Source organism: Paractinoplanes ferrugineus (assembly GCF_016862195.1).
GTDB lineage: Bacteria > Actinomycetota > Actinomycetes > Mycobacteriales > Micromonosporaceae > Actinoplanes > Actinoplanes ferrugineus.
Genome location: NZ_BOMM01000060.1, coordinates 89,956 through 103,823, shown reverse-complemented (window position 1 = coordinate 103,823; position 13,868 = coordinate 89,956). Strand labels below are relative to the sequence as shown.

The window sequence follows — 13,868 nt, the reverse complement described above, 5'->3', positions numbered from 1 at the left end:
GGTAAGAGCAGCTGAAGAGTATCCGTCAAAAACCGTCGCTTTTCGTGAACTGAGGGTCGAACGACACTGGCGCCTATGACCGATCTCGCGATGCCCGCCGACACCGACCTCGCCAACGAGGCGATCGCCCTCGTCCGCCGCTGGTTGCACGAGTCCGCCGGCGTGCAGGTGAGCGGATCGGCCGCGCAACTGGCCGGGCTGCTGCGTGACCCCAAGGGTCTCGAGTTCGCCGTCGGGTTCGTCGACGGCGTCGTGCGGCCCGAGGACCTGCGGGTCAGCGCCCGCGCACTGCGAGCCATCGCCCCGGGCGTGCCCCGGTTCCTGCCGGTCCCGATGCGGGCGGCGGTGCGGGCGGGCGGCCTGCTCGCCCCGGCGATGCCCGCGGTCGTCGTCCCGATCGCCCGCCGCGTGCTGCGCCGCATGGTCGGCCACCTGATCGTCGACGCGACCGACGCGAAGCTCGGCAAGGCCATCGCGCGGATCCGGCGGCGTGATGTGCGCCTCAACGTCAACCTGCTCGGCGAGGCGGTGCTCGGCCGCGGCGAGGCGTCCCGGCGGCTGCGTGAGACCGAGCGCCTGCTGTCCCGACCCGATGTCGACTACGTGTCGATCAAGGTGTCGGCGGCGGTCGAGCCGCACAACCCGTGGGCGTTCGACGAGGCGGTCGACGACATCGTCACCCGGCTCACCCCGCTGTTCCGCAAGGCGAGCGCGACCGGCAAGAAGTTCGTCAACCTCGACATGGAGGAGTACAAGGACCTCGATCTCACGATCGCGGTCTTCACCCGCATCCTCGACCTGCCCGAGTTGATCGACCTGGAAGCCGGCATCGTGCTCCAGGCCTACCTGCCGGACGCGCTCGCCGCGATGATCCGGCTGCAGGAGTGGGCGGCGGCGCGCCGGTCCCGCGGCGGTGCCGGCATCAAGGTCCGCCTGGTCAAGGGGGCCAACCTGCCGATGGAGAAGGTCGAGGCGACGGTCCACGGCTGGCCCCTGGCGACGTGGGAGTCCAAGCAGGCCACCGACACCAACTACAAGCGGGTCCTCGACTACGCGCTGCGGCCGGCACACATCCGTAACGTCCGGCTGGGCGTCGCCGGGCACAACCTCTTCGACATCGCGTACGCCTGGCTGCTCGCCGGTCGCCGCGACGTGCGCGCCGGGATCGAGTTCGAGATGCTGCTCGGCATGGCCGAGGGCCAGGCCGAGGTGGTCCGGCGCGAGGTCGGTGGGTTGTTGCTCTACACCCCGGTGGTACGCCCGGAGCAGTTCGACGTGGCCATCGCCTATCTGATCCGCCGGCTCGAGGAGGGCGCGAGTCAGGACAACTTCATGTCGGCCGTCTTCGAGCTGGACTCGGACGCCGGCCTGTTCGAGCGTGAGAAGGACCGCTTCCTGCGGTCGGTCGCCGAGCTGACCGACGACGTACCCGCGGCGCACCGGGTGCCGGAACGCTACGCCGGCACTTCCGAACCGGTCCCGGGACACTTCGAGAACACTCCGGACACCGATCCGTCAGTCGCCGACAACCGCCGGTGGGTGCGGGAGGCACTCGCCCGGGTGCCACGCTCGGCCCTGGGCGCGGCCACCATCGACGCGGCCCGGGTCGACTCCGCCGCCGAGCTCGACAGTGTGCTCGGCCGGGCGGCCGCGGCCGCCGACTCCTGGCACGCCCGGACCGGCGCCGAGCGGGGCGCTGTCCTGCACCGGATCGGCCAGGCGATCGAGGCCCGTCGCGCCGAGCTGATCGAGGTCATGGCCGCCGAGACCGGCAAGACCGCCGACCAGGCCGACCCGGAGGTGTCCGAGGCCGCCGACTTCGCCCACTACTACGGCGAGCTGGCGGCGGAGCTCGACCAGATCGACGGCGCCCGGCCCGTTCCCGTACGCCTGACGCTGGTCACCCCGCCCTGGAACTTCCCGGTCGCCATCCCGGCCGGTTCGCTGCTCGCCGCCCTGGCCGCCGGTTCGGCCGTGGCGATCAAGCCGGCCGGCCCGGCCGAGCGCTGCGGCGCCGTGCTCGCCGACATCGTCCGCTCGGTGCTGCCCGACCCCGACCTGCTGACGCTGGTGCAGGTCGAGGAGGAGAAGCTCGGCCGCGACCTGATCACCCACGCCCTCGTCGACCGGGTGATCCTGACCGGCGCGTACGAGACCGCGGAGCTCTTCCGCTCGTTCCGCCCCGACCTGCCGCTGCTCGCCGAGACGAGTGGCAAGAACGCCGTCGTGGTCACCCCGAGCGCCGACCTCGACCTGGCCGTCAAGGACGTGGTCGCCTCGGCGTTCGGGCACGCCGGCCAGAAATGCTCGGCCGCGTCGCTGGTGGTGCTGGTCGGCTCGGTGGCCCGGTCCGAGCGCTTCCGCACCCAGCTGCTCGACGCCGTGTCGTCGCTGGCGGTCGGCTACCCGGCCGACCCCCGCACCCAGATGGGCCCGGTCATCGAGCCGGCCGCCGGCAAGCTCCTCGACGGCCTGACCAAGCTCGGTCCGGGGGAGTCGTGGCTGCTGGAGCCCCAGCGGCTGGACGACAGCGGCCGCCTCTGGTCACCCGGCATCCGGGTGGGTGTGCGGCGCGGCTCCGACTTCCACCGCACCGAGTACTTCGGCCCGATCCTCGGCGTGCTCACCGCGGCCACCCTGGACGAGGCGATCGACCTGGTGAACGAGGTCGACTACGGCCTGACCTCGGGCCTGCACTCGCTGGACGCGGCCGAGGTGCGCACCTGGCTCGACCGGGTCCAGGCCGGCAATCTCTACGTCAACCGCGGCATCACCGGCGCGATCGTCCGCCGGCAGCCGTTCGGGGGCTGGAAGCGTTCGGCGGTCGGCCCCGGCACCAAGGCGGGCGGCCCGAACTACCTGGTCGGCCTGACCGGCTGGGAGCCGGCGGTGGCCACCGGGGCCGGGGAGATCACCGACGGCGCGGTGCGTGGCCTGCTCACCGCCGCCCGGTCGGTGCTGACCGCCGACGAGATCGCCGTCCTCGAGCGTTCGCTGGCCGCCGACGCCGCCGCCTGGGCCGGTCATTTCCGGCAGGCCGACGTCTGCGGACTGTGGGCGGAACGGAACGTGTTGCGCTACCGCCCGGCGCCGGTGCGGGTGCGCCTCGCCGCCGGTGCGCCGGTCGCCTCGCTGATCCGGGTGGTGGCCGCCGGAGTTCGGGCCGGGGCCCCGCTGACCGTCTCGGTCGGCGAGGCACTGCCGGGCCGGCTCGCCGCGGCGATCCCGGCCGAGGTGCGGGTGCAGGACGACGCCGCGTGGGGCGCGGGTCTGGACGCCGGCCGGGTGCGGCTGATCGGCGCCTCCCGGTCCCTGCCGTCCACCCCGGACCTGGCCGTCTGGTCGCAGCCGGTCACCGAGTCGGGCCGGGTGGAGCTGATCCCGTTCCTGCACGAGCAGGCGATCAGCATCACCGCCCACCGCTTCGGCAACCCCGACCGGCTGGCCGCCGAGGTCCTCTGACCCGGCCCGCCCCGGACATGCGCAAGCCGCTGCCCCCGAACCGGTGGCAGCGGCTTCGTCGTGCTTACTGCTGCGCGGCCGGCCTGCTCTGAGCATCCGGCGTGGACGCGGCCCGGTGCTCGGTTTTTTCAGGAACGGTCGACCAGGTTGCGCAGTGGCTTCCCGGCCTGGAAAAGAGCGAGATTGGCGAGAATGAGATCCTCCGCGCCGAGCGGTCGACCGCCCGCCGCGTGCGGCGTAATGATCACGTTGGACTCGTCCCACAGGCCGGAGGTGACCGGCAGCGGCTCGGTCTCGAACACGTCGAGCGCGGCCCCGCCGAGCCGTTCCCCGCGGATCGCGGCGAGCAGGGCGGCCTCGTCGACAGTGGCGCCGCGACCCACGTTGACCAGCCACGCGTGCCGGGGGAGCAGGGCGAGGACGTCCGCGTCCACGGCGCGCCGGGTCTGCTCGGTGTCCGGCAGGATGTTGACCAACACATCGGCGGTGGGCAGCAGGGCCGGCAGGTCGCCGGGGGTGACGACCGGGAAGCCGTGCCGCTCGCCCGCGGTGCGGGCGACCCCGGTGACCCGGGCGCCGAGCGCCACCAGGTGCGGGGACAGGGCGGCGGCGATGCCACCGAACCCCCAGATCACCACGTGCGCTTCCCGGAGCGTACGGAAATTGGCCCGTTCCCGCCGGGGTTGATTGCCGCCCAGCTCGGCCGCCCAGCGCCGCCCGATCTGCGCCCGGGTCAGCAGATGGATTCGCCGCGCCGCGGCGAGCAGGAGGGCGAGGGTGTGCTCGGCGACCGTGCGGTCGTGCAGCCCGGCGCCGTTGGTGATCACCACCGCCGGCGCGAAGCCGGCCCGCAGCACCGCGTCCGGCCCGGCGGCGAGGGTCTGCACCCAGCGCAACCCGCGCAGCCGGGCGGCGGAGTCCGCCAGCTGGTGATCCGGGTTGCCCCAGACCACGAGCACCTCGGCGTCGGTGTGCTCGGCCGGGATCGGCTCACCGGCCGCATAGGTGACGGTTTCGGCGCCGTCCGGCGCGCGCAGGTCGAGGTCGGTGCTGTCGGGCAGGAGAACCTTCATGAACGCTCACATTAGTGGCGCCGGTCCTGCGTCCGGGCGACCCGGCCGAGCAGTCTCCCGGATCAGTCCTGCTCCTTCTCCTTCTTTTCGTCCTTGTCCTTCTCCCGGTCCAGGGCCAGATCGAGGGCGAGGACGCTGCCGATGATCAGGAGCGGGTCGACGCCGGCGGCGACCTGCACGGCGTACGTGTCGCGGATGGTCAGCCAGCGCTTCGACACGGCGGCCACCTCCTGACCACCGAGTTCGATCTCGTACTCGTGGTCGAGCAGATCACCCTTCATGGTCAGGTCGTCGGGGCCGGGCACGTCGATGGTGAACTTCTCCCGGAACGGGGTGAACAGCTTCTTGCGGACCTCGGCCGCCTTCTCGCCGCCGATCCGGATCTCGTAGGTCGGGCGCAGCGCGACGATCTGCCGGTGCACCGAGGCGACCTCCGCGCCGGACGGGTCCTCGATCACCACCTTGCCGCGCACGCTGAACACTTTGCCGTCGACCCGGTAGACCTTGTCGCCGTGCTCGTCGAGCACGTCGAAGTCGTCACCGATCGCGAAGAACCGCTCCCTGATCACATACATGACTCGATTGTCCCCATCCGGTCCAGAGCCTGCTCGATGACTTCCGGCGAGGTGGCGAAATTGAGGCGTACGTGCCCCGCGCCGCCCGTGCCGAACGTCGGCCCGGAGTTGAGCGCGACCCGGGCCCGGTCGAGGAACACGGCCGCGGGGTCGTCGCCCAGCCCCAGCTCACGACAGTCGAGCCAGGCCAGGTAGGTGGCCTCGCCGGGCTGGTAGTGCACCGCCGGCAGTTTCTCGGCGAGCCGTTCGCCGAGCAGCCGGCGGTTCTCGGCGAGACCGGCGAGCAGGTCGTCGAGCCATGGCCCGCCCTCGCGCAGGGCCGTCGTGTGGGCGATGACGCCGACGTGGCTCGGCTCGTTGGCGAACGCCGGGATGCGTTCCGCGGCGGCCGGACCGGCGATGACCAGGCCCGCTTTGAGGCCCGCGAGGTTCCACGCCTTCGACGCCGACAGCACCGAGAACCCGTCGTCGGCGACGCTGAGATAGGGGGTGAACGTGGCGCCCGCGAGCACGAGGGGCGCGTGGATCTCGTCGGCGATGACGCGTACCCCGTGCCGGGCGGCCAGCTCGGCCACGGCGGTCAGCTCGCCGGTGGTGTGCACGGTGCCGGTCGGGTTGTGCGGGCTGCACAGCAGATAGGCGTCGGCATGCCGGAACGCCGCCCGCAGGGCGTCCAGGTCGAGGCGGCCCCGGTCGAGCGGCGCCTCGACGACGGTGCCGCCCAGGTGCCGGATGAAGGCGTGGAACGGGGCGTAGACCGGGCTGTTGATCACCACCCGGGTGGCTCCGATCGCTCGCAGGACCGCCACGATGCCGTACATGACGTCCGGCGCCACCGCCGCCCGCCGCACCGTGATCCCGTCCCAGCCCCACCGTTCGCGCGCGAACTCCGCCATCGCCTCGGCGTAGTCGCTGCCGGCCGGATAACCGGTGTCCCCGCTCCGCACCGCGTCGGTGACGGCCCGCACGATCGGCTCGGCCAGCGGCACGTCCATCTCGGCGACGAACAACGGCAGGACGTCGGCCGGGTAGGTGCGCCACTTCTCGCTGCTGCGCGTGCGCAGCTGCGCCAGGGTGAGCTGCCGTAACGGATTCATGCCCGCGCTCCCGCCGGTCGAGCCAGCTGCCTCATCGGCCAAACTTACGCGGGCGGGCCGGCGGAGGGACGAGCGTGATCCAGTTCGAGGAACGGCCGGGCATCCTGGACCTCGGCTGGGGCCACCCGCGCCCGGCGCTGCTCCCGACGGCCGGGTGGCCGGTCGCGGCGGCCGGCGCACTGGCGGCTTTCGGCTGGCGCGCGCTGACTTACGGGTACGCGGCGGGACCGCCCCCGCTGACCGAGTGGCTCGCCCCGCGCCTCGGCTGTCCGGCGTCCTCGCTCTTCGTCACCGCCGGCGCGTCGCACGCCCTGGCGCTGCTGACGGCACTGCTGGCCGAGCCGGGTGACGTGGTGCTCGTCGACTCCCCGACCTATCACCTGGCGTTCCCGATGCTCACCGACGCACGGGTCGAGCTGATCCGCGCCCCCGCCGACGACGACGGCATCGACCCCGGCCGGCTGGCCACCCGGCTCCGGGCGATCCGGGCGAGCGGCCGCCGGGTCGCCTTCCTCTACCTGGTCCCGACGTTCGCCAACCCGACCGGCCGCAGCCTGCCCCCGGACCGCCGGCGCGCCCTGGCCGAGCTCGACCTGATGATCGTCGAGGACGACACCTACCGCGAACTGGTCTACGACGGCACCGCCCCGCCCCCGCTGTGGAACGGTGCGAACGTGATCCGGATCGGTTCCTTCGCCAAGACGGTCGCGCCGGGTCTGCGCCTCGGCTGGATAAACGGCACCCCGGAACTGGTCGGCCGGCTGTCGCGGCTGGGCTACGTCCACAGCGGGGGCGGCCTGAACCACACGACCGCGCTGACCATGGCGACGTTCGGCACGAGCGGCGCCTACGACACCCACCTGGCCACGGTGCGTTCGGCCTACCGCGACCAGCGCGACGCCCTGGTGGCCGGGCTCCGCCCGTACACCGAGATCGACAGCCCAGCCGGCGGCTGGTTCCTCTGGGTGACCCTCCCGCCGCCCTGGACCGCCGCCACCCTGCTCGTGGCGGCGGAGGCGCGCGGCGTCTCCTTCGTCCCCGGCCCGCGCTTCCACCTGCACGGCGCCGGTGGCGAGGACCGCATCCGCCTGAGCTTCTCGATGCTGCCCACCCCGGAGCTGACCGAGGCGGCCACCCGCCTGGGCACGGCCCTGACCGGCGGATGAGCCGGCCGGCCGGCCGCCGTCACTGGCCCCAGACCTCCGCGGCGACCTCGGCGATCAGGCGGAGCTTGGCGACCTCCTGGTCGTAGGTCAGGGCGTTGCCCTCGACCGTCGAGGAGAAGCCGCACTGCGGGGAGAGGCACAGCTGCTCCAGCGGCACGTAGCGGGCGGCCTCGTCGATGCGGCGTTTCAGGGTGTCCTTGGACTCCAGCTCGCCCCGCTTGGTCGTGACCAGGCCGAGGACGACCATCTTGCCGGGCGGTACGAAGCGCAGCGGGGCGAAGCCGCCGGAGCGGTCGTCGTCGTACTCGAGGAAGAAGCCGTCGACGGCCAGCTCGCTGAACAGGGCCTCGGCGACGAAGTCGTAGCCGCCCTCGGCGGCCCACGACGAGCGGAAGTTGCCGCGGCACATGTGGGTGGTGACCGCCATGTCGGCGGGCCGGTCGCCGATCGCGGCGTTGATCTGCTTGATGTAGCGCAGGTGCTGGTGCGCCGCGTCGTCGCCACGCGAGGCGAGCAGGTCCCGCTGGGCGGGGTCGTTGAGGTAGGCCAGGCTCGTGTCGTCGAGCTGCAGGTAGCGGCAGCCGAGGTCGGCGACCCGCGCGACCTGGGTGGCGTAGGCGGCGCTCAGGTCGGACCAGAACTGGTCCTCGTCGGGGTAGACCGACGGGGAGATGGCGGCCCGGCCGCCGCGGTAGTGCACCATGCTCGGCGACGGGATCGTCAGTTTCGCGGTCTGGCCCTGCTCGACGGCGAGGGACAGGAACCGGAAGTCGTCGCCGAAGATGGTGTCGACCAGGCGCACCGGCTCGTCGATGACCAGGGCCGCCGACTCGAAGTCGAGCTCGCCGTCGGCGTTGCGGAAGTGCACCTGGATCTTCTCGTCGGTGCGGTGCACCCCGCCGAGCTGATAGATGAAGTCCATGTGCCACGACGTACGCCGGAACTCGCCGTCGGTGGCCGTGCGCAGCCCCACGTCGCGCTGCATGCGCACGACGTCGCGGATCGCCTCGTCCTCGATCACCCGGAGTTGGTCGGCGGAGATCTCGCCGGTCGCCCGTTTCTCGCGGGCCTCGAGCAGAGGGGCGGGCCGGAGCAGGCTGCCGACATGATCGGCCCGGAAGGGCGGCGTGTCCCGAAGCGTCATCGGCAAACCCTACGCCTGCCGGGCCGCGCGCACATCAGGTGCCGATCCGCAGCCCGAGATAGGTGAGCGGCCCCGGATCGGGCACCGGCAGCACCTCGAATCCGAGCCGGTCGTAGAAGCCCCGGGCCGGCACGTTGGCGGTCAGCATCGCGACGTGCACGCCCGGGGCGTCGACCGCCTCGGTGAACCGCTCGATCAGCCGCCGCCCGAACCCGCGTCCCTGGTGCTCCGGCAGCAGGTCGATGTGCAGGTGGGCGGGGAATTCCGCGAGCACTTCCGGCACCACGATGTGGTCCGGGTGGTAGTGCAGCGCGATCAGGTCCTGCTCCGCGCTGCGGGGCGGGGGCGGGGGCTCCGGATAGCGATCGCGGATCCGCGCGAACCACTGCGCCGGGTACCGCTGCGCGAACGCCTCGGTGTCGCCGGTGCCGACGACGTAACCGACCACCACCCCGCCGTCGTCGACCACGAACGCCAGGTCCGGTTCGAGATGCACGTACGGCCCGGCGAACAGGTCACCCCACAGCTCGTCGGTGGAGAACTTGCCCCGCGCGTCCGCCCCGGCGTCAGCGGTGCGCACACAGATGTCGTAGACGGCCGCCAGGTCGGCGGCCTGATAGGAACGTATCTCAGCCACCGGTCGAGGCTAGGCCCCGGGCTCCGTCATTTGCCCAGTACAACCTCGTCCGGGAGGGCGCCGGTACCGGTACCGGCGGACGTTCGGGCAGTTCCTGTCGCGGAACCGGGCCGAGATGTCCGGAGCCGCCACGTATGCCGGTCTCGGTGACGTTGACATCCACGTTCTTCTGTTGCCAGCTGTGATCGAGTCTGTTGCAAACCCTTTACGGGAAGGACCCCTCCAGGATGAGAAAGTTCGGGCGGATCTTCGCCATCGGCTTGGCGGTGGTCACCGCCAGTGCGCTGACCGGCACCGCCGCCCACGCCAACCCCACCACCAAGGCGGTTCCCACGCCTGCCCTCGGCGGCCACGTCACGATCTTCGACCCGAGCATGCCGGTCGAGCAGATCCAGGCGAAGCTCGACGCGACCTGGACCAAGCAGGTCGACAACGAGATGGGCACCGACCGGTACGCGTTCTACTTCAAGCCCGGCACGTACGGCACGGACGCCAAGCCGTTGCAGTTCAAGGTCGGGTACTACACCGAGATCTCCGGTCTGGGCGCGTCGCCGAACGACGTCGTGATCAACGGCAAGGTCGAGGTCTACAACCGGTGTCTCGCCGACGGTGGCACCAGCAACTGTCTCGCGCTGGTCAACTTCTGGCGGACGCTGTCCAACCTGTCGATCAAGGTGAACAGCACCGGTCAGGCGGACTGCCGAAACGGCACCAACTTCTGGGCGGTGTCCCAGGCGGTGTCGCTGCGCCGGCTGAACGTGACCGGCGGCAACTTCTCCCTGATGGACTACTGCTCGGCCGGGCCGCAGTACGCCAGCGGTGGCTTCATCGCCGACTCCCAGTTCCCCACCGTGATCAACGGGTCGCAGCAGCAGTGGCTGACCCGGAACAGCAAGGTGGACAGCTGGAGCAACGCGGTGTGGAACCAGGTGTTCTCGGGCGTGCAGGGTGCGCCGGACGAGTCCGTCTTCCCGGGCACGCCGTACACCACGCTCGCCACCACCCCGGTCAGCCGGGAGAAGCCGTACCTGTTCGTCGACGCCAACGGCAGGTGGAACGTGCGCGTGCCGTCGGCGCAGACCAACAGCAGCGGGGCCACCTGGGCGAACGGGCTCACCCCCGGTCGTACCCTGCCGCTGAGCGACTTCTACCTGGCGAAGCCCTCCGACCCGGAGTGGCTGATCCAGGCGAACCTGCTGCTCGGCAAGAACCTGCTGCTCACCCCGGGCAGCTATGACATCAGCCAGGGCCTGAACGTGATCTGGCCGAACCAGGTCGTGCTCGGCACCGGCCACGCGACGCTCACCGCCGTGAACGGCTCCACCCCGATCAAGGTGGCCGACGTTCCGGGCGCGATCATCGCGGGCGTCACCATCGACGCCGGCACCAAGGAGTCGAAGACACTGCTGCAGGTCGGTTCGAAGCTGGGACTGGGGATCAGCTCCCCGGCCAACCCGACCACACTGTCCGACGTGTACTTCCGCGTCGGCGGTCCGCACATCGGCAAGACCGACACCGCTCTCGAGGTCAACAGCGACAACGTGCTCGTCGACCACACCTGGGTGTGGCGCGCGGACCACGGCGTCGAGGGCTTCACCGGCGGTGACACCGAGCGGTGGAAGACCAACACCGGTCGTTACGGCGCCGTCATCAACGGCGACAACGTGACCGCGACGGGCCTGTTCGTCGAGCACTTCCAGAAGTACAACACCGTCTGGAACGGCAACGGCGGCACCACCGTGCTCTACCAGAACGAGCTGCCGTACGACCCGCCGACGCAGGCCGACTGGATGAACGGCAAGGTCGAGGGCTACGCGGGTTACAAGGTCGGGGACAAGGTCCGGACCCACAGGTTGTACGGGGCCGGCGTCTACGTCTTCAACCAGAACAACCCGTCGATCCACACCGAGAACGGTTTCGAGGTTCCGAACCGTCCCGGCGTGCGGCTGCACCACATCATGACCGTCAACCTGTCGGCCGGCACCATCGACCACGTCGTCAACGGCGTGGGCGGCCCGGCTTCCGACAGCAACCCGGCGGGCCAGCCGGTGTTCATCACCGACTACCCGACGCCGTGACACCCGGGGCCGGGACCGTGAAAACGGTCTCGGCCCCTGCCATGATGTCCGAATGCCACCGTTGCCCGACCGGGAGCCCGCCGTGCAGGCGCTGATGCTCGCCAGCCGGGCGCTGGTCGGCCTGACCGTGCGGGCGCTCGCCGACGTCGAGGCCGATGTGACGATCCCGCAGTTCCGCACCCTCGTCGTGCTGTCCGCCCGCGGCTCGATGCGCGGTGCCGACATCGCCGAGGAGCTCAACGTCAACCCGTCGACCGGCACCCGGATGACCGACCGCCTGGTCGCCAAGGGGCTGGTGCGCCGGGTGCGCTCGACCGACGACCGGCGTGCCGTGCAGCTGCGGCTCACCCGGGCCGGCCACGACATCGTCGAGACGGTGATGGCGCGCCGCCGGGCCGAGCTGGAGCGCATCGTCGGCGAGACGGCCCCGCTGTGGCAGCCGGCGGTCACCGAGGCGCTCACCGCGTTCGCCACCGCGGCCGGGGAGATGCCCGAACACCAGTGGTGGATGGGCTGGACCCGGCATGCCGACGATTTGAGTTAGCACAGCGGCTACCCGTTCGCAAAGGTTGCATGGTGCAATGGGTTGGGTATTCGTCTCACCCGGCCCCTAGCTAAGCGAGCGAAGATGAACCTCGGAACCGCGTCCACCCAGCGTCGGGTGGCGGCCTCGCGAGCCCACGGACCTCTGGTCTGGCAGCGCACCGGCACGATCGGCACCGAACTGGTGCTGCGGGACAGCGTCATGCCCGGCGTCGTGACCGGTGCGTCGATCGTCGGCGGCAGCCGGCCCTACTCCGCTCGCTGGCACGCCGACCTGGACGGTTCCTGGCGCATCCGCACGCTGACGATCACCACCGAGGGCAGCGGGTGGCGGCGCAACCTCGCGCTCTCGCGCACCCCCGACGGAGCGTGGACGTGCGGCGCCGAGCAGTCCGGCGACGTGGACGCCCCGCCGCCCGGCATCGACGACCCGGCGCGTCTCGACGACGCCTCGTTGCCGCTGGTCAGCGAGTCGCCGATCTTCCTGACCTGGGCGCTGCGGGCGCTGCGCCTCGATCCGGCCACGACGGCCACCGCGGCGCCGACCATCCGCATCCGGATGCCGTGGCTGATGGTGGTGCCGGGCGTGTCGACGTTCCAGCGGATCAGCGAGAACCGGCTGCGGGTCACCGGCGACGGCCCCGCCAGCGCCTACGACCTGGACGCCGAGGGCATCGTCACCTACCAGGCCGGCCGCCTGCGCATCGCGCCCTGAACCGGGCCGATCAGGCCGGCGGCTCGGAAGTGGCCAGGGTCAGCTGCACCCGGCGCAGGAACTCCGCGTTCGAACCGGTGCCGCGCAGTTGCTCGAGCACGTGCTGGAGGGCCTCCCGGCGGTCCTGACCGGTGAGCGCGCGCCGGATCTGGCCGAGCACGGCCAGCTCGGCGCGGCCCACGATGGTCTCGTCGTGCCGGGTGCCGGTCGCGGCCACGTCGATCGCCGGGTAGGTGCGGGCCTCGGCGAGCGCGCGGTCCAGCTTCAGCTCGGCGTTACCGGTGCTCTTGTACTCCTCGAAGATCACCGAATCCATCGCCGAGCCGTTCTCGACGAGGGCGGTGGCGATGATCGTCAGCGAGCCACCACCCTCGATGTTGCGGGCGGCACCGAGGAACTTCTTGGGCGGGTAGAGCGCCGTCGAGTCGAGACCGCCGGTGAGCGTACGCCCGCGGGCCGGCGCCAGCAGGTTGTACGCCCGGCCCAGCCGGGTGATCGAGTCGAGCAGCACAACCACGTCCTCGCCCTGCTCGACCAGGCGTTTCGCCCGTTCGATGGCGAGCTCGGCAACGGCGGTGTGCTCGTGCGGCGGCCGGTCGAACGTCGCCGCGACGACCTCGCCGGCGGCACCGACCAGGCGTTGCATGTCGGTGACCTCTTCCGGCCGCTCGTCGACGAGCACGACCATCAGGTGGCACTCGGGATTGTTGCGGGCGACGGCCCGGGTGATCTGCTGCATGATGATCGTCTTACCGGCCTTGGGCGGCGCCACGATCAGCGCCCGCTGGCCCTTGCCGATCGGCATGACCAGGTCGATGAGCCGGGTGGTGAGCAGGTTCGGGTCGGTCTCCAGGCGCAGCCGCTCCTGCGGGTAGAGCGCGGTCAGCTCGTAGAAGTCGGGCCGCCGCGGCCCCGGCCGGCCGCCGTTGACCGCCTCGACCTGAAGGTCAGCCGGTTTGCGCCGAGCCTCGCGGCCGTCGCCGGTGCCCGCCGAGCCGGGGATCTTGGCGAAGCCGGTGATCCGGTCGCCGCGGCGCAGGCCGAGCCGGCGGACCTGGGGCAGGGCGAGCGGGATGTCGTCGCGGCCGGGCAGGTAGCCGTCGGCGCGCAGCCAGGCGCGGTCGTCGACGATGTCGAGGATCGCGTCGACGGCGACATCCGCGGGTTCGACCGGCTGCCGGCGGGTTCTGGGTGTACGGGTAGCGAGATCTGTCATCGAGGTGACTCCTCAGAGGGCCGGCGCACGTGGTCCGGCGGGGGAAACCGACGAGCGCGGCTCGTCAGCTGAAAAATTGCGGTTGCCGGGTCGGTGACTCTCGGCTGGGGTGAATAAGCCAGATCTGCGGGGGACGAGGCCTCATCCGCGATCCGACTGCGC

General features: G+C 71.4%; 11 protein-coding genes. 5 read left to right on the top strand and 6 right to left on the bottom strand.

What is annotated here, in order from left to right; all coding sequences use genetic code 11:
• The first annotated feature begins 75 nt into the window (after nucleotides 1-75).
• Nucleotides 76-3,462 (top strand): bifunctional proline dehydrogenase/L-glutamate gamma-semialdehyde dehydrogenase, encoded by a 3,387-nt coding sequence (locus Afe05nite_RS34205; protein ID WP_203821423.1) that lies wholly within the window; start codon nucleotides 76-78, stop codon nucleotides 3,460-3,462.
• A gap of 128 nt (nucleotides 3,463-3,590) precedes the next feature.
• Here the strand turns inward: Afe05nite_RS34205 and Afe05nite_RS34200 are convergent, their stop codons facing one another.
• The 3 genes from Afe05nite_RS34200 to Afe05nite_RS34190 form a co-directional block, all read right to left on the bottom strand.
• Entirely contained in the window at nucleotides 3,591-4,535 is a 945-nt protein-coding gene (locus tag Afe05nite_RS34200; RefSeq protein ID WP_203821422.1) for an NAD(P)-dependent oxidoreductase, read from the bottom strand.
• A 62-nt stretch (nucleotides 4,536-4,597) separates the two neighbouring features.
• Nucleotides 4,598-5,110 carry an LURP-one-related/scramblase family protein gene (locus Afe05nite_RS34195; protein ID WP_203821421.1) on the bottom strand — a complete coding sequence of 171 codons (513 nt, stop codon included), beginning with the start codon at nucleotides 5,108-5,110 and terminating at the stop codon, nucleotides 4,598-4,600.
• Nucleotides 5,101-6,207 carry a MalY/PatB family protein gene (locus Afe05nite_RS34190; RefSeq protein ID WP_203821420.1) on the bottom strand — a complete coding sequence of 369 codons (1,107 nt, stop codon included), beginning with the start codon at nucleotides 6,205-6,207 and terminating at the stop codon, nucleotides 5,101-5,103. Before Afe05nite_RS34190 ends, Afe05nite_RS34195 begins: the two co-directional genes overlap by 10 nt.
• 74 nt (nucleotides 6,208-6,281) lie before the next feature.
• On the opposite strand from Afe05nite_RS34190, the gene Afe05nite_RS34185 reads away from it, so the two are divergent.
• Nucleotides 6,282-7,373, top strand: a complete 1,092-nt coding sequence (locus Afe05nite_RS34185; protein ID WP_203821419.1) for an aminotransferase-like domain-containing protein — start codon at nucleotides 6,282-6,284, stop codon at nucleotides 7,371-7,373.
• Nucleotides 7,374-7,392: 19 nt separating this feature from the next.
• On the opposite strand, the gene Afe05nite_RS34180 is transcribed toward Afe05nite_RS34185, so the two are convergent.
• Nucleotides 7,393-8,517 carry a 5-methyltetrahydropteroyltriglutamate--homocysteine S-methyltransferase gene (locus Afe05nite_RS34180; RefSeq protein ID WP_203821418.1) on the bottom strand — a complete coding sequence of 375 codons (1,125 nt, stop codon included), beginning with the start codon at nucleotides 8,515-8,517 and terminating at the stop codon, nucleotides 7,393-7,395.
• Between the two features lie 34 nt (nucleotides 8,518-8,551).
• Nucleotides 8,552-9,154 (bottom strand): GNAT family N-acetyltransferase, encoded by a 603-nt coding sequence (locus Afe05nite_RS34175; protein WP_203821417.1) that lies wholly within the window; start codon nucleotides 9,152-9,154, stop codon nucleotides 8,552-8,554.
• A gap of 227 nt (nucleotides 9,155-9,381) precedes the next feature.
• Between Afe05nite_RS34175 and Afe05nite_RS34170 the strand changes: the two genes are divergently transcribed.
• The 3 genes from Afe05nite_RS34170 to Afe05nite_RS34160 all read left to right on the top strand — a co-directional run bounded on the left by Afe05nite_RS34170 (nucleotide 9,382) and on the right by Afe05nite_RS34160 (nucleotide 12,490).
• Nucleotides 9,382-11,232, top strand: coding sequence for a pectate lyase-like domain-containing protein (locus Afe05nite_RS34170; protein WP_203821416.1), 1,851 nt, complete (start codon nucleotides 9,382-9,384; stop codon nucleotides 11,230-11,232).
• Nucleotides 11,233-11,284: 52 nt separating this feature from the next.
• A complete protein-coding gene (locus Afe05nite_RS34165) occupies nucleotides 11,285-11,776 on the top strand; it encodes a MarR family winged helix-turn-helix transcriptional regulator (RefSeq protein WP_239118406.1) in 492 nt (163 codons plus the stop codon).
• 84 nt (nucleotides 11,777-11,860) lie between these two features.
• Complete coding sequence (locus Afe05nite_RS34160) at nucleotides 11,861-12,490, top strand: putative glycolipid-binding domain-containing protein (protein WP_203821415.1); 630 nt, start codon at nucleotides 11,861-11,863, stop codon at nucleotides 12,488-12,490.
• A 10-nt stretch (nucleotides 12,491-12,500) separates the two neighbouring features.
• Here Afe05nite_RS34160 and rho read toward each other — a convergent pair whose 3' ends face one another.
• Complete coding sequence (gene rho / locus Afe05nite_RS34155) at nucleotides 12,501-13,706, bottom strand: transcription termination factor Rho (protein WP_203821414.1); 1,206 nt, start codon at nucleotides 13,704-13,706, stop codon at nucleotides 12,501-12,503.
• Nucleotides 13,707-13,868 lie beyond the last annotated feature (162 nt).

Bases quoted from the DNA above. Each gene is read 5' to 3' on its own strand.
- Afe05nite_RS34205 (WP_203821423.1), top strand. From the start codon at position 76: ATGACCGATCTCGCGATGCCCGCCGACACCGACCTCGCCAACGAGGCG.
- Afe05nite_RS34200 (WP_203821422.1), bottom strand. From the start codon at position 4,535: ATGAAGGTTCTCCTGCCCGACAGCACCGACCTCGACCTGCGCGCGCCG.
- Afe05nite_RS34195 (WP_203821421.1), bottom strand. From the start codon at position 5,110: ATGTATGTGATCAGGGAGCGGTTCTTCGCGATCGGTGACGACTTCGAC.
- Afe05nite_RS34190 (WP_203821420.1), bottom strand. From the start codon at position 6,207: ATGAATCCGTTACGGCAGCTCACCCTGGCGCAGCTGCGCACGCGCAGC.
- Afe05nite_RS34180 (WP_203821418.1), bottom strand. From the start codon at position 8,517: ATGACGCTTCGGGACACGCCGCCCTTCCGGGCCGATCATGTCGGCAGC.
- Afe05nite_RS34170 (WP_203821416.1), top strand. From the start codon at position 9,382: ATGAGAAAGTTCGGGCGGATCTTCGCCATCGGCTTGGCGGTGGTCACC.
- Afe05nite_RS34165 (WP_239118406.1), top strand. From the start codon at position 11,285: ATGCCACCGTTGCCCGACCGGGAGCCCGCCGTGCAGGCGCTGATGCTC.
- Afe05nite_RS34160 (WP_203821415.1), top strand. From the start codon at position 11,861: ATGAACCTCGGAACCGCGTCCACCCAGCGTCGGGTGGCGGCCTCGCGA.
- rho (WP_203821414.1), bottom strand. From the start codon at position 13,706: ATGACAGATCTCGCTACCCGTACACCCAGAACCCGCCGGCAGCCGGTC.